Origin of the sequence: Streptomyces sp. IBSNAI002 (assembly GCF_052244475.1) — a bacterium.
GTDB lineage: Bacteria > Actinomycetota > Actinomycetes > Streptomycetales > Streptomycetaceae > Streptomyces.
In genome coordinates this window covers 1153899-1168183 of sequence record NZ_JBQPXG010000002.1, presented here as the reverse complement: position 1 = coordinate 1168183, position 14285 = coordinate 1153899, and the positions used below count along the sequence as shown (strand labels likewise).

12 protein-coding genes are annotated in these 14285 nt (G+C 73.5%); 5 read left to right on the top strand and 7 right to left on the bottom strand.

All coding sequences use genetic code 11. From position 1 onward, the window contains the following. Nucleotides 1-92: 92 nt before the first annotated feature. Both ACTVZO_RS05765 and ACTVZO_RS05760 read right to left on the bottom strand, forming a co-directional pair. Complete coding sequence (locus ACTVZO_RS05765) at nucleotides 93-3029, bottom strand: FAD-binding and (Fe-S)-binding domain-containing protein (RefSeq protein WP_443297334.1); 2937 nt, start codon at nucleotides 3027-3029, stop codon at nucleotides 93-95. Nucleotides 3030-3069: 40 nt separating this feature from the next. After that, complete coding sequence (locus ACTVZO_RS05760) at nucleotides 3070-3519, bottom strand: MarR family winged helix-turn-helix transcriptional regulator (RefSeq protein WP_443297333.1); 450 nt, start codon at nucleotides 3517-3519, stop codon at nucleotides 3070-3072. Nucleotides 3520-3613: 94 nt separating this feature from the next. Between ACTVZO_RS05760 and ACTVZO_RS05755 the strand changes: the two genes are divergently transcribed. The 3 genes from ACTVZO_RS05755 to ACTVZO_RS05745 all read left to right on the top strand — a co-directional run bounded on the left by ACTVZO_RS05755 (nucleotide 3614) and on the right by ACTVZO_RS05745 (nucleotide 7448). Beyond that, nucleotides 3614-5530, top strand: a complete 1917-nt coding sequence (locus tag ACTVZO_RS05755) for an ABC transporter ATP-binding protein (protein ID WP_443297332.1) — start codon at nucleotides 3614-3616, stop codon at nucleotides 5528-5530. A 63-nt stretch (nucleotides 5531-5593) separates the two neighbouring features. After that, on the top strand, nucleotides 5594-6460 hold the full coding sequence (mltG, locus tag ACTVZO_RS05750; RefSeq protein WP_443297331.1) for an endolytic transglycosylase MltG: 867 nt from the start codon (nucleotides 5594-5596) through the stop codon (nucleotides 6458-6460). A 73-nt stretch (nucleotides 6461-6533) separates the two neighbouring features. Beyond that, the gene (locus tag ACTVZO_RS05745) at nucleotides 6534-7448 is read left to right on the top strand and encodes a hypothetical protein (RefSeq protein WP_443297330.1); all 915 of its coding nucleotides are present in this window, start codon (nucleotides 6534-6536) and stop codon (nucleotides 7446-7448) included. 4 nt (nucleotides 7449-7452) lie between these two features. On the opposite strand, the gene ACTVZO_RS05740 is transcribed toward ACTVZO_RS05745, so the two are convergent. From ACTVZO_RS05740 to ACTVZO_RS05720, 5 genes are all read right to left on the bottom strand, one after another. Beyond that, the gene (locus tag ACTVZO_RS05740) at nucleotides 7453-8547 is read right to left on the bottom strand and encodes an FAD-dependent oxidoreductase (protein WP_443303052.1); all 1095 of its coding nucleotides are present in this window, start codon (nucleotides 8545-8547) and stop codon (nucleotides 7453-7455) included. Between the two features lie 19 nt (nucleotides 8548-8566). After that, on the bottom strand, nucleotides 8567-9952 hold the full coding sequence (locus ACTVZO_RS05735) for a cytochrome P450 (RefSeq protein ID WP_443297329.1): 1386 nt from the start codon (nucleotides 9950-9952) through the stop codon (nucleotides 8567-8569). Between the two features lie 129 nt (nucleotides 9953-10081). Next, the gene (locus ACTVZO_RS05730) at nucleotides 10082-10759 is read right to left on the bottom strand and encodes an HAD family hydrolase (protein ID WP_443297328.1); all 678 of its coding nucleotides are present in this window, start codon (nucleotides 10757-10759) and stop codon (nucleotides 10082-10084) included. A gap of 45 nt (nucleotides 10760-10804) precedes the next feature. Beyond that, nucleotides 10805-11284 carry an Lrp/AsnC family transcriptional regulator gene (locus ACTVZO_RS05725; protein ID WP_384217136.1) on the bottom strand — a complete coding sequence of 160 codons (480 nt, stop codon included), beginning with the start codon at nucleotides 11282-11284 and terminating at the stop codon, nucleotides 10805-10807. Nucleotides 11285-11309: 25 nt separating this feature from the next. Beyond that, nucleotides 11310-11999, bottom strand: a complete 690-nt coding sequence (locus tag ACTVZO_RS05720) for a YoaK family protein (protein ID WP_443297327.1) — start codon at nucleotides 11997-11999, stop codon at nucleotides 11310-11312. Between the two features lie 91 nt (nucleotides 12000-12090). Here ACTVZO_RS05720 and ACTVZO_RS05715 point away from each other — a divergent pair, with 91 nt between their 5' ends. Beyond that, nucleotides 12091-12684, top strand: a complete 594-nt coding sequence (locus ACTVZO_RS05715; RefSeq protein WP_443297326.1) for a histidine phosphatase family protein — start codon at nucleotides 12091-12093, stop codon at nucleotides 12682-12684. Nucleotides 12685-12770: 86 nt separating this feature from the next. Then, the gene (locus ACTVZO_RS05710; protein ID WP_443297325.1) at nucleotides 12771-14282 is read left to right on the top strand and encodes an APC family permease; all 1512 of its coding nucleotides are present in this window, start codon (nucleotides 12771-12773) and stop codon (nucleotides 14280-14282) included. The last annotated feature ends 3 nt before the right edge of the window (nucleotides 14283-14285 follow it).

Below are 14285 nucleotides of genomic sequence, written 5' to 3'. Positions count from 1 at the left end.
CGATTTTCCGGCCGCGCAGGCCCGCCGCAGGCACGCTTGCGGCCGCGCCGGACGTCGTAACACCTGCTCAGGGGGGTCGCGCACACCGGCGCTCAGGGGCGGGTGGCGTGCTCCAGTTCGAGCAGCACCGAGGCGTAGGACCGCCCGGTCGCCCGGTCCATGCCCACTTCGCACATCCGGTTCGCCGACAGGTGCGCGTCGAAGTGCCGGGCCGTCACCTCGGCGGCCTCGCGCGCCGTTGCCGAGGCCGTCAGCTCGGGGTGCAGCATGCCCCGGTCGCCCGCGAAGGCACAGCACCCCAGGTCGTCCGGGACCACCACCTCGTCGGCGCAGGCCTCCGCGACGGCCCGCAGCTGCGCCTCGTCGCCCAAGTGCCGCATCGAGCACGTGGGATGCAGGACGGCGGAGCCCACCGTGCGGCGGACCTCCAGGTGCGGCAGCAGTTCCTCGGCCGCCCAGACGACCGAGTCGACGATCCGCAGCTCCGCGTGCAGGGCCCGGTTCTGCTCCGTGAGGTAGGGGACCACTTCCTGGGCGATGCCCAGCGTGCAGGAGGAGGCGTCGACGACCAGCGGCAGCCGCCCGCCCGCCGTCCAGCCCCAGGCCGACTCGACGATGCGGTTGGCCATCACCCGGTTGCCCGCCTCGTAGCCCTTGGAGTGCCAGATCGTCGCGCAGCAGGTGCCGGTCACGTCGCGGGGGATCCACACGGGCTTGCCGGCCCGCTCCGACACGGCCACCACGGCCTCCGGCAGGGAGGGGCCGGACCGGGCGGCGGGACCGCCGAAGATGCGGTTGACGCAGGCCGGGTAGTACACGGCCGCGGCGCCCGTGCGCCGGGTGACGGGCGGCCTGCGCGCGGCCGCGCCGGGGATCTGCGGCAGCCACCGCGGCACCAGGTCCGGGTTCACGGCCTTGCGGGCGGCCCCCGTGACCGCCGCCAGCAGCCCGTCTCCGATCCGGTCCGGCAGCCGGTCGGCGGCGGCCACGGCCAGCCGGGCGGCGGACTCCACCGCCCCGAACCGCGCCGCGGCCAGCGCGGCGGCCCGCTCCTCGCGGGCGCTGTGCCGGCGGTGGCGGAAGTCCTTCATCAGTGCGCCGGTGTCGATGCCGACTGGGCAGGCGAGCTTGCAGGTGGAATCGCCCGCGCAGGTGTCGACGGCGTCGTAGCCGTAGGAGCCGAGCAGCCCGTCCAGCACCCGGGATCCGGGCTGCTGGCGCATCATCTCGCGGCGCAGCACGATCCGCTGGCGCGGGGTGCTCGTCAGGTCCTCGCTGGGGCAGGTCGGTTCGCAGAACCCGCACTCGATGCAGGGGTCCGCCGCCGCCTCCACCTGCGGAATGGTCTTCAGGCCGCGCAGGTGGGCCCGCGGGTCGCGGTCGAGGAGGATGCGCGGGGCGAGCACCCCGTCCGGGTCGATGACGTGCTTCGTGCGCCACATCAGCCCGGTGGCCTGGGGGCCCCACTCCAGTTCGAGGAAGGGCGCCATGTTGCGCCCGGTGGAGTGCTCGGCCTTGAGGGACCCGTCGAAGCGCTCGACGGTGAGCCGGCAGAAGCCGTCCATGAAGGCCGCGTACCGTGCGACGTCGGCCGGGTCCGCGGCGTCGAAGGCGAGCAGGAAGTGCAGGTTGCCGTGGGCGGCGTGCCCGGCGACGGCCGCGTCGAAGCCGTGCCGGGCCTGGAGCGCGAGGAGCGCCTCGCAGGCTTCGGCCAGCCGCGACGGCGGTACCGCGAAGTCCTCGGTGATCAGGGTGGTGCCGGGGACGCGGGCGCCGCCCACGGCGGTGACGAACGCCTTGCGGGCCTTCCAGTAGCCGTTGATGGTGTGCGCGTCCCGGGTGAAGGCGTTGGTGACCGAGGCCACCGGCGCCACCAGGTCGAGCCCGGTGAGCAGCTCCGCGGCGCGGCCCTCGTAGGCGTCGCGGCGGGCCTCGTCCGGAGCGCGGAACTCCACCAGCAGGGCGGTGGTGTCCTTGGGCAGGTCCGCCCAGTCGGCGGGCACGCCCGCGACGCTGACCGAGGCGCGCAGGGTGTTGCCGTCCATCAGTTCCACGGCGAGGGCGCCCGCCTCGTTGAAGAGGGGCACGGCCGCTGCCGCCGCGGGCAGCGAGGGGAAGAAGAGCAGGGCGGAGCAGAGTTCGCGGTCCAGCGGCAGGGTGTCGAAGACCACCTCGGAGATGAACCCCAGGGTGCCCTCGGAGCCCACCATCAGCCCGCGCAGGATCTCCACGGGGGTGGTCCCGTCCAGGTAGGCGTCCAGCCGGTAGCCGGTGGTGTTCTTGATCTCGTACTTGGCGCGGATCCGGGACACCAGCTCCGGGTCGGCCTCGATCTCCCGCTTGATCTCCATCAGCCCGTGGCACAGGGCGGGCTCGGCGCGCGCCAGCTCCTCGTCGGCCAGCGGGTCCGCGGTGTCGACGACGGTGCCGCCCGGCAGGACGAGGGTCAGTGAGGAGAGCGTGCGGTACGAGTTCCTCGTGGTGCCCGCCGTCATGCCCGAGGCGTTGTTGGCGACGACGCCGCCGAGGGTGCAGGCCAGGGCGCTGGCCGGGTCGGGGCCGAGGACGCGGCCGTGCCGGGCGAGGGCGGCGTTGGCCCGCAGGACGGTGGTCCCGGGCCGGATCCGGGCGCGCCGGCCCTCTTCCAGCACCTCGATGCCGGCCCAGTGGCGGCGTACGTCGACCAGGATGTCCTCGCCCTGGGCCTGGCCGTTGAGCGAGGTGCCGGCGGCGCGGAAGACGACCTCGCGCTGCCGGCCGCGGGCGTACGAGAGGACGGCGGAGACGTCGTCGATGTCCTCGGCGATCACCACGACCTGCGGGACGAAGCGGTAGGGGGAGGCGTCGGAGGCGTAGCGGACCAGGTCGGAGACCTTCCACAGCACCTTGCCGGCGCCGAGCAGCTCGGTCAGCTCGGTGCGCAGCGGCTCGGGGGTCCCGGCGGCCCGGTGGTCCGGGAGCCGGTCGTGGGCAGGGCCGCCGACGCCGCGGGGGCGCAGGGCCCCCGGCTTCGGTTCCAGCAGCGGCATGTGCGACCCCTCGCCTCGTGGCGGCCCGCGCGTGGCCTCGTCAGCAGCGCTCCGCCGGGGCGTCCGACAGGGCGTTCAGCAGGCCGCCGAGCACCTCGCGCTGGTCGGCGGTCAATGGAGCCAGGATCTCCTCTGCCGCGTCGGTTCGCGCGTTGCGCAGGCGGCGCAGCGTGGCGCGGCCGGTGTCGGTGAGCTCGATCCTGATCACCCGGCGGTTGGCGGGGTCGGGCGCGCGGCGCACGCACCCGGCCGCCTCCAGGCCGTCCACCAGGGTGGTCACGGCGCGGGGGACGACCTCCAGGCGGGCGGCGAGGTCCGCCATCCGGGGTGCCCGGTCGTCCTCGTAGTGCGAGACCAGGCGCAGCAGCCGACTCTGGGCGGGAGTGATCCCGAGCGGCTCCATGTGGCGCTTCTGGATCCGGTGGAGCCTGCGCGTCAGGCGCAGCAGCTGTTCGGCGAGGAGGCGATCGGTGTCGGAGGCGGAGCTCATGCCGGGAACAATAACAGGATGCCATTCATTGTGAGTATAGGTAACAATGACCTGAGCTCCGATGTCCCTGACTTCCGACCCTGAGAGGGTGCCCATGCGTGACGACGAACCGAAGTGGACCCCATCGAAAGAATCCCTCGACCCGAGCCGCCCCGCCCCGGCGGACCAGCCGCGCGAGCTCGGCCGGATCGTGGGCCTGTTCCGGCCCTACCGCGGCCGCCTGGCCGTCGTCGGCCTGCTGGTCGGCGCCTCCTCGCTGGTCGGCGTCGCCTCGCCGTTCCTGCTCAAGGAGATTCTCGACGTCGCGATCCCGCAGGGCCGCACCGGGCTGCTCAGCCTGCTCGCGCTCGGCATGATCCTCACCGCCGTCGTCACCAGCGTCTTCGGCGTGCTCCAGACCCTGATCTCCACCACGGTCGGCCAGCGCGTCATGCACGATCTGCGCACCGCCGTCTACGCGCAGCTCCAGCGGATGCCGCTGGCCTTCTTCACCCGGACCCGGACCGGCGAGGTGCAGTCCCGGATAGCCAACGACATCGGCGGCATGCAGGCCACCGTCACCTCCACCGCGACCTCCCTCGTCTCCAACCTGACGGCGGTCATCGCCTCCGTCGTCGCCATGCTGGCGCTCGACTGGCGCCTCACGCTCGTCTCGCTGCTCCTGCTCCCGCTCTTCGTGTGGATCAGCCGGCGGGTCGGCCGCGAGCGCAAGAGGATCACCACCCAGCGGCAGAAGCAGATGGCCGCGATGGCCGCGACCGTCACCGAGTCGCTGTCGGTGAGCGGGATCCTGCTCGGCCGCACCATGGGCCGCTCCGAATCCCTCACCGCGGCGTTCTCCGCGGAGTCGGAGAAGCTCGTCGGCCTCGAAGTGCGCTCCAGCATGGCGGGGCGCTGGCGGATGTCCACCATCGGCATCGTCATGGCCGCCATGCCCGCGCTCATCTACTGGGCCGCCGGCTTCGCCCTCCAGACCGGGGCCCCCGCGCTGTCGGTCGGCACCCTCGTCGCCTTCGTGACCCTCCAGCAGGGCCTGTTCCGGCCCGCCGTCAGCCTGCTGTCGACCGGCGTGCAGATCCAGACCTCGCTGGCCCTGTTCGCCCGCATCTTCGAGTACCTCGACCTGCCGGTGGACATCACCGAGCGCACCGACCCGGTCCGGCTGGACCGGGCCAGGGGCGAGGTCCGGCTGGAGGACGTGCACTTCGAGTACGACACCAAGGGCGGCCCGACCCTCACCGGCATCGACATCACCGTCCCGGCCGGCGGCTCGCTCGCCGTGGTCGGCCCCACCGGCTCCGGCAAGAGCACGCTGAGCTACCTCGTGCCCCGGCTCTACGACGTCACCGGCGGACGGGTCGCGCTCGACGGGGTGGACGTCCGCGACCTCGACTTCGACTCGCTGGCCCGCTCGATCGGCGTCGTCTCCCAGGAGACCTACCTCTTCCACGCCTCGGTCGCGGACAACCTGCGCTTCGCCAAGCCGGACGCGACGGACGAGGAGATCGCCGAAGCCGCCCGGGCCGCCCAGATCCACGACCACATCGCGTCCCTGCCCGACGGGTACGAGACCCTGGTGGGCGAGCGCGGCTACCGGTTCTCCGGCGGCGAGAAGCAGCGCCTCGCCATCGCCCGCACCATCCTGCGGGACCCGCCCGTGCTGATCCTCGACGAGGCCACCAGCGCGCTCGACACCCGGACGGAGCATGCCGTCCAGAGGGCCATCGACAACCTCTCGCAGGGCCGCACCACCATCACCATCGCGCACCGCCTGTCCACCGTCCGCGACGCCGACCAGATCGTGGTCCTGGACGCGGGCCGGATAGCCGAGCGCGGCACCCACGAGGAACTGCTGAAGGCGGACGGCCGGTATGCGGCCCTGGTCCGCCGGGACCGGGACGCCGCGCTGCCGACGGGTCCGACGGGTCCGACGGGTCCGGCGGGTCCGGCGGGGCCGGCGGGGCCGGCGGGGCCGACGCCGGAAGCCGAGCTGGCTCCTGTGAATGTGTGACCGTATGACCGGCGCACGGGCTGGATGTCGGAATTAGGGCGATATGCGGGTTAGCGTTCCCGTATGCGTCATGAGTACCGGCCGCCACAGCGCCGTTCCCGGCTCACCCGCCGGGGCCGGCTGGCGCTCTTCCTCGGCACGCTGCTCGCGATCGGGGCGGTCCTCCTGATCCCGCTGCTGAGGGGTGATGAAGAGCCCGCGAAGCCGCGCCAGTTGATGATCCCCGAAGGCTGGCGGGCCTCCCAGGTGTACGCCGCGATCGACCGCGAGCTGAAGCTCCCGCCCGGTTCGGCCAAGGCCGCCGTGGCCAGCGCGGGCCTGGCACTGCCCGCCGAGGCGAAGGGCAACCCGGAGGGCTACCTCTTCCCGGCCACCTATCCGGTGACCCCGCAGACCACCCCGGGCGCGCTGCTCGCCTACATGGTGCGGACGGCGAACGAGAAGCTCGCCACCCGGGCCGTCGCCGAGGGCGGCAAGGCCCACGGGATGACCCCGTACCAGACCACCACCCTGGCCAGCATCATCGAGGCGGAGGCCGACAGCCGTGCCGACATGGGCAAGGTCGCGCGGGTGGTGCACAACCGGCTGGCGAAGTCGATGCCGCTCCAGATGGACTCCACCCTCAACTACGCGCTGAACCGCAGCACCCTGGACACCAAGCTGAGCGACACACGGATCGACAGCCCCTTCAACAGCTACGAACGCCAGGGACTGCCGCCCACGCCGATCGACAGCCCCGGCCTGGAGGCCATGACGGCAGCGGTCGCACCGACGCCCGGCGACTGGCTCTTCTTCGTCACCGTGAAGCCGGGCGACACCCGCTTCTCGACCACGTACGAGGAACACAAGAAGCACGTGGCGGACTTCAACCGCCTTCGCGAGCAGGCCGGTTCCCGTGCGGCCAGGGGGGCCGCCGCCCCCGGGAAATGAGGGGCGCCCGTCCCGGAAACGGATCTACGATCGGCGGCCTGCCGGACGTGCGGACCGAGGGGGCGGGCGAACCGTGAAGTGGCCATGGAGAGCGAAGACGAACACCGGGGCGCAGACCGGGACCGGACTCGACACCGAGTCGATGGCAGAGGGCATCCGGCGGCGCCGGGAGGAGGCCGAGGAGGCCGCCGCGGCCGCCGCGCGGGCGGCGCCCGGGCTGGTGGCCCGGCGATGGGGCAGCGACACGGCCGCGTGGCGTGACTGGCTGGCCCGTTCCCCCGCCGGCGTGGACCTGATCCACTGGTGGTTCGACGAAGCCGAGCTGCTGGCCCTGGTCGGCGAGGACCGGTACGTGGAGCGGCTGGGAGAGCTGCTCTCGCAGGCCGCGCCGCGCGACATCGCGGCGATGGGCATCGGCTGCGCCCGGCGCGTCGACCGTGCCTGCCGCTTCGCCGAGACCTGTGGTCAGGACCCCGTCGTACCCCCGGGCGGCCGGATCGCGAGCGATCGGCACGGGGCGGTACCGGGGGCGTGCAGCAGCTTCCTCGACTGCTGGTCCCGGCACCAGATCGACGTGACGTTCACCGGGGGCGACAGCCACCGCTCGGTTCTCCTGTTCCGCGACCACCCGGCCGAGGCCCGGCTCTGGGTGGACGGCGTCCGCGTGGGGGAGGGCGAGTGGCTGGACAAGGGCGGCTTCTGGGAGGACGAGCGCTTCTTCACCATCCACGTCGAGGGGCCGGAGGACCACCCGCGGCAGGGGCTCGGCCACATCGGCGCCCAGCTCTCCGGCATCGTCTCGCTGCTGATCCACGACCCGGACCGGGGCACCACGCGCATCCTCGTCCCCGAGGACACCGAGAACTGGACCGATCCCGTTCTGGACGTGCGGGACGGGACGGGCCGCGTGTACCCGACGCGGGAGGAGCGCGCGGCCGGCGGCACCCCGGACCGGACGTTCCCGCTCGACGAACCGGAGGCCGCCTGAGGACCTACCCCACGCGGGCTCCGACCGGCTCCCCGGCGCGGTCGCGGGCCAGTAGCCGGCGGATCTCGCGGGCCGCGGCGCCGCCCGCGCGGTTGGCTCCGACGGTCGAGGCCGACGGGCCGTAGCCGACGAGGTGGACCCGCTCGTCGCGCACGGCCCTGGTCCCCTCGACCCGGATGCCGCCGCCCGGTTCGCGCAGGTGCAGCGGCGCCAGGTGGTCCACGGCCGGGCGGAACCCGGTAGCCCACAGGATGACGTCCGCCTCCACCGTGCTGCCGTCCGCCCAGGCCGCGCCGGAGGGGGTGATCCGGTCGAAGACGGGCCGGCGGTCCAGCACCCCCGAGGCGAGCCCGGCCCGTACCTCCTCGTTCAGGGGCAGACCCGTCACGCTGACCACGCTCTGCGGCGGCAGCCCCCGGCGGACGCGCTCGTCCACCAGGGCGACCGCCGCCCGGCCCTCGGCCTCGCCGAAGCTCCCGTCGCGGAAGACCGGGGGCCGCCGGGTCACCCAGGTGGTCTCCGCGGCCACCTCCGCCACTTCCAGCAGGTGCTGCACGGCCGAGGTGCCGCCGCCCACGACGATCACCCGTGCCCCGGCGAACTCCTGGGGTCCGGGGTAGTTCGCGGTGTGCAGCTGCCGGCCGCGGAAGGTCTCCTGGCCCGGGTAGCGCGGCCAGAACGGCCGGTCCCAGGTCCCCGTGGCGTTGACCAGGGCCCGGGCCGACCAGGTGCCGGCCGAGGATTCGACCAGCAGCCGCCCGCCGGCGCCCTCGCGGACCGCCGAGACGTCCACGGGCCGCCGTACGCGCAGGCCGAAGCGCTCCTCGTAGGCCGCGAAGTACTCCCCGATCACCTCGGAGGAGGGCCGCAGCGGGTCGGCGCCGGTCAGTTCCATGCCGGGCAGGGCGTGCATCCCGTGCACCCTGCCGTAGGTGAGCGAGGGCCAGCGGAACTGCCAGGCCCCGCCGGGGCGGGGCGCGTGGTCCAGGACCACGTGGTCGATCCCGGCCCGGGCCAGGTGGTAGGCACTGGAGAGGCCTGCCTGTCCGGCCCCGACCACCACCACGTCGGCGTCCACGGCCGTGCCGGCATCCCGCATCACATTGTTCACGGTTCTACTAACTGCGGTCTGCCGCCGGATCTTCCCCGCCCGCCGCGCGCAGCGTCGCCCGTACCGGTCCGGCCGGCTGCAAGGTGAGCCCCGGGAAGGCCCCGGCCCGCTCGCTGCCGCTGTCCAGGTGGAACCGCTGCCCCAGCACCGCCAGTACGAGCGCGGCCTCCACCAGCGCGAACCGTGCGCCCAGACACGCCCGCGGCCCGCCGCCGAAGGGGATCCAGGCGTGCTCGGGCACCGGATGCGGGGCGTCGGCGTCCCACCGCTCGGGCCGGAAGGCCTCGGGATCCGGGAACCAGCGCGCGTCCCGGTGCATCGACCACGGGCTGATCCACATGCCGGTCCCCGCGGGTACCCGGCGCCCGCCGATGCTCGCGCCCTCCCCGGCCACCGCCGAGATCAGCCAGATCGGCGGATAGATCCGCAGCGACTCCTTGACCACCTGCTGGGTCCAGGGGAGCCGCGCGTAGTCGTCGTACGTCGGCAGCCGCCCGCCGAGCACCCGGTCCAGCTCTTCCGTCAGCCGGACCCGCGCCTCGGGCGCCCCCGACAGCAGCTGCCAGGCCCAGGTCAGGGTGGTCGAGGTGGTCTCGTGACCGCCGATGTAGAGGGTGATCGACTCGTCCCGCAGCTCCTTGCGGGACAGCGGCGCGCCGTGCTCGTCGCGGGCCGCGAGCAGCCGGCTCAGCAGGTCGTCCCGTTCGGCCCCGGCCGCCGAGGCCGCCTCGTGCTCCCGTATGACGTGGGCGATCTCCCGGTCCAGGACGGCCACCGCCTCCCGCATCCGGCGCCGCCCCGGGGTCCGCACCCATGGCGGCAGGAAGAGCGTCAGCCCCCGGAACTCGGCCCCCAGCTCCCGCTGGGCCGTGGCCATGGCCGCGCTGATGGGCTCTTCCCGGCCGGCCGCGTCGCTCCCGAACAGCGTGCGCACCGCGATCCGCTGGGTGAGTCCGGCCATCTCCCGGTGCACGTCGATCCGCTCGCCCTCGCGCCAGCTCCGGGCCAGCGCGTCCGCGCACTCCACCATCGTGGCGGCGTACGAGCGCACTTGGCGCGGCCGCACCGCGGGCTGCACCAGGGCCCGCTTGCGGCGCCAGTCGTCCCCGGTGGCCACGACGACCCCGTCACCCAGCAACTGGTGGAAGGCCCAGCCCAGTTCCATCGGCTTGAAGCTGCCCTCGACGGCGCCGAGGAGCTCACCGGCGTGTTCGGGACGCGAGACCAGCACGTTGCGCTGCGGTCCGAGCGCCCACGGCACCCAGTCCCCGTAGTCGTCGCGCAGGGATTCGAAGAAGGCCAGCGGATCACGGGCGAAGGCGGGCAGGTTCCCGAGCAGGGGCCACTGGCGCGGCCCGCTCCCGGTGCCCCGGGGCAGCGTGGTGGCGGTCACGCAGGCATGGTGGCAGCCGCCGTGCCAGGGCACCAGAGGGCTGCCTCGCCCGTCGGTGACCGCCCCCGGGCCCCGCTCCCGTCCCGCCCGCGCCCCGTCCTCCGCCGCCCGGGCGGGGTCAGGCCGGGGTCAGGCCGTGGCGCGCGCGGTCAGCCAGTCGAAGGCCGCGTCCGCGGTGAACTCCCGCTGCCCGCCCGGGAAGAGCAGTGCCGCCTGCGCGAAGGCCTCGTCGTGCGCGGTCTGCGCCACGTACGGGACCGCCACGCAGCCCATGCCCGCCGCGCGGGCCGCCAGCGCTCCCGGCGCCGCGTCCTCGATGACCACGCACGTGGCGGGCTCGGCGCCCAGCCGGCGGGCCGCCTCCAGGAAGACGTCCGGGGCCGGCTTGCCGTGGGCGACCTCCTCGGCGGAGACCACCGTCGTCAGCAGGGCGTCCAGACCGGTGCCGGACAGCACCGCGTCGATCGCCTCGCGCGAGGAGCCGGAGGCCACCGCCATCGGCACCCCCTCGGCGCGCAGCCGCTCCACGAACTTCCGCATCTCGGGGAAGACTTCCGTCCCCGTACGGGCCAGTTCCAGGTAGGCGGCGTTCTGTTCGGCGAGCAGCTGCTCGACCGGCGCCTCGATCGCGTACCGTTCCTTGAGGATCTCCAGCGTCTCCAGCGTGCCGATGCCGATGAACCGGGAGTGCTGCTCCCAGGTGAACTCGGGGACCCCGTGCCGCTCCAGGGTGCGGCGCCCGGACTCGTAGTAGTTCGGCTCGCTGTCCACGAGGGTGCCGTCGAGATCGAATATGACGGAAATCATCCGTTGTGCCCGTCCTGCCGGTCGTGTCCTGTCCATCCCATCCTGTCAGGTTTTGCGGGCGGCTCGTCCCACTGACTCGACGAGCGGCAGCAGCCGGTGCGCGACCCGCTCGCGCAAGGCGACCTCGGTGCGGGTGCGGACCACCCCCGGCAGCTGGATCAGCCGCTGGATCACGTCCTCCAGGTGCGCGTTGTCCCGGGCGGCCACGCGGGTGAGCAGGTCACCGCCGCCGGTGATCGAGAAGGCCTCGATGATCTCGGGAACGGCCGCCAGCGCCTCGCCCACGTCGTCCAGGTGCCCCTGGGTGACCTCGATGTGGACGAAGGCCAGTACCGGGTGCCCCAGCGCGGCGGGGGAGAGCGAGGGCCCCGTCCCGGTGATCACCCCGGTCCGCTCCAGCCGGTCCAGCCGGGCCTGCAGCGTGCCGCGGGCGACGCCGAGGATGCGGGCGTACTCGCGGACGCTGGTGCGCGGCTGCTCGATCAGCAGGCGCAGGATCCTCGTGTCCAGCTCGTCCACCGCCATGCCGCGACTGTACCAATGGCCCAGTTCATCCGGTGTGCGCTCGCGGCAGGGTCCGGTGTACGACGGCCACCGCGACCACGACGGCCGCCGCGGGCAGCAGCACCTCGCCCACCGTCCATCCGGCCCGAACCAGCAGCGCCCCGGTCAGCCCGCCGGTGAACATCGCCAGCACCGCCAGGGCCCGGCGCAGCCAGGCCCCCGTCCCGTAGCCGAAGGCGTTGTCGTGGCCCAGCGCCGAGCTGCCGATCAGAGCGGTCATGGACCGGGTGACCAGGGTCGTGGGCACCCCGGGCACGTTCAGCCGCATGCTCGTCACCGTACGGATGCCCATCGCCGTCGCCAGCAGGCCGGTCACCAGCAGGTGCCCGGCGGCCGGATGCCCGACCCGCGGCTCCACGTGCCACCCGACGGCCGCGGCGGCCACGACCAGCGCGGCTTCGGCGGACAGCCCGAACTCGACCCAGCGCAACCCCCGGGCCTCCGTGGCCGACTCCATGCGCGCCCCGCACACCACCCCGACGGCGAAGGCCGCCAGGGACAGCGCGGACGACAGCGCGGGCAGGTTCGCCGCCCCGGCCAGCCCGAAGGCCAGGAAGAGCACGTTCCCCGTCTGCATCGCCGTGAACACCGGCCCGAGGGCGAGCAGGCTCACGGCCTCGACCAGCCCGGTGACCCAGGTCAGGACGATCAGGAGCCCGGTCAGGGACGGACGCACCCCACGCGCACCCACCTTCATGCGCCCGACACTGACACGCCCGGCCCGGCCCTCGGTGCCGACATGCCGGACAGGGCCTATGGTCCGGAGGATGAGCGACCTGCTGCTGGTGAGGCACGGCGAGACGGCGTGGAGCGCCGACGGGCGGCACACCGGGCGCACCGACGTCCCGCTGACCGCGCGCGGGGTCGAGGAGGCCATCTCCCTCGCCCCGTACTTCCGGGACCGCCATCCCGCCCTGGTCCTGACCAGCCCGCTGCGCCGGGCCGTCGCCACGGCCCAGCTCGCGGGGCTCACGGGCGGGATCACCGACTCCGACCTGTACGAGTGGGACTACGGCGGCTACGAGGGCGTCACCACCGCGGAGATCCAGCGGACCGTCCCCGACTGGTCGCTCTGGACCCACGGGGTGCCGCCGGGCGACGCGGAGCATCCCGGCGAGAGCGCCGCCCAGGTGGGAGCCCGCGCGGACCGCGTACTGGCCCGGGTCGCCCCCGTGCTGCGCGCCGACGGGGGCGGCGTGGTCGTCGTCGCCCACGGCCACTTCCTGCGCGTCCTCACTGCCCGATACCTGCGCCTGGACCCCGAGGAGGGCCGGCTGTTCCTGCTGCGGACCGGCACGGTCAGCATGCTCTCCACGGAGCACGGGCTGCCCGTGATCGCCGGCTGGAACACCCGCCCGTAGGACGGCCCGGCCCGCCGCGCCCCTCGCGTCCAGCCCCCGGCCGCTCCCGCCTCGCGCGGCGGCCTGGCGCGGGCGACCATGCGTACATGGCCGAAGACAGTGCGGGCCGGGGCGGTCCACCGGCCGCCGCCCCGCAGCCGGGGCTGAAGGCGAACGCGATCGGGTTCCTCGACGCGCTGGTCATCGGCCTGAACTCCACCTCGCCGGCCTACTCCCTGGCCGCCGTGCTCGGGCCGATCGTGGCCCTCGTCGGCATCTACGCGCCGGGCGTGATGCTGGCCTCCTTCGTCCCGATGCTGCTGATCGCCGCCGCCTTCTACTACCTGAACAAGGTCGACCAGGACTGCGGGACCACCTTCTCCTGGGTCACCCGGTCCATGGGCCCCTGGGCGGGCTGGCTCGGCGGCTGGGCCATCGCCATGACCGGCGTGCTCGTCATCGGCTCACTCGCGGACGTCGCGGTCAACTTCGGTCTGCTCGCCGCCGGACTCGACGACTGGGCCGCCAACGACGTGATCCGGCAGGGTCTCACCGTCGCCGTGATCCTGGCCATGACCGCCGTCTGCGTCATCGGCACCGAGCTGTCCGCCCACCTCCAGGACATCCTCATCCTCGCCCAGGTCTTCTTCCTCCTCGCCTTCGCGGCCGTCGCCATCTACCGCGTCTACGCCGGCACCAGCACCCTCGAAGCGATCGAACCGTCCCTCACCTGGCTCAACCCCTTCGGTGCGGGCGGCGCCGCGCTGACCGGCGGGCTGCTGCTCGGCGTGTTCATCTACTGGGGCTGGGAGTCGGCGGTCAACCTCACCGAGGAGGTGGAGAACTCCGCCACCGCGCCCGGCAAGGCCGGCATCTGGTCGACGGTGATCCTGCTGGTGACCTACCTGTCCGTGGGATTCGCCGTCGTCGGCTACGCGGGCACCGCCTTCCTCGCCGAGAACGCCGCCGAAGAGGAGGCCGTCTTCGCCGTACTGGCCCACGAGGTCATGGGCGGCTGGGACTGGGTGGTCCTGCTCGCGGTCTGCACCTCGGCCCTCGCCTCCACCCAGACCACGATCATCCCCGCCTCCCGAACCGCCCTGTCGATGGCCCGCCGCCACGCGCTGCCGCCGGCCCTCGCGCACATCCACCCGCGGTTCAGGACCCCGGACGTGAGCACGTGGTGGGTGGCGGGCATCGCGATCGGCTGGTACCTCGTCGTCAACCAGATCAGCGAGAACGCGCTCCTGGACTCGCTGACCGCGCTCTCCCTGCTCATCGCCTTCTACTACGCGCTCACCGGCCTGGCCTGCGCCGTCTACTACCGGCGCCACCTGCTGGAGAACGCCCACAACTTCCTGCTGATCGGCCTCGGCCCGGTGCTGGGCGCGGCCCTGCTCGGCTGGCTGCTGGTGGAGTCGATCGGCGACATGTCGAACCCGGAGAACTCGGCCGGCGGCGTCTCCTGGTTCGGGCTCGGCCCGCCCCTGGTCATCGGCATCGCGATCGCCGTCGTCGGCGTGCTCGTCATGAGCTACTGGCGGCTGCGGGACGGCAGGTTCTGGCAGGAGCGCCCCGGGGTGGCCGATCCGGACGTCGTCCGCGGCCGGAAGAGCTGAGGA

Coding starts and splice junctions, on each gene's coding strand:
- ACTVZO_RS05765 (WP_443297334.1), bottom strand. CDS start 3,029: ATGCCGCTGCTGGAACCGAAGCCGGGGGCCCTGCGCCCCCGCGGCGTC.
- ACTVZO_RS05760 (WP_443297333.1), bottom strand. CDS start 3,519: ATGAGCTCCGCCTCCGACACCGATCGCCTCCTCGCCGAACAGCTGCTG.
- ACTVZO_RS05755 (WP_443297332.1), top strand. CDS start 3,614: ATGCGTGACGACGAACCGAAGTGGACCCCATCGAAAGAATCCCTCGAC.
- mltG (WP_443297331.1), top strand. CDS start 5,594: ATGCGTCATGAGTACCGGCCGCCACAGCGCCGTTCCCGGCTCACCCGC.
- ACTVZO_RS05740 (WP_443303052.1), bottom strand. CDS start 8,547: ATGCGGGATGCCGGCACGGCCGTGGACGCCGACGTGGTGGTGGTCGGG.
- ACTVZO_RS05730 (WP_443297328.1), bottom strand. CDS start 10,759: ATGATTTCCGTCATATTCGATCTCGACGGCACCCTCGTGGACAGCGAG.
- ACTVZO_RS05725 (WP_384217136.1), bottom strand. CDS start 11,284: ATGGCGGTGGACGAGCTGGACACGAGGATCCTGCGCCTGCTGATCGAG.
- ACTVZO_RS05715 (WP_443297326.1), top strand. CDS start 12,091: ATGAGCGACCTGCTGCTGGTGAGGCACGGCGAGACGGCGTGGAGCGCC.
- ACTVZO_RS05710 (WP_443297325.1), top strand. CDS start 12,771: ATGGCCGAAGACAGTGCGGGCCGGGGCGGTCCACCGGCCGCCGCCCCG.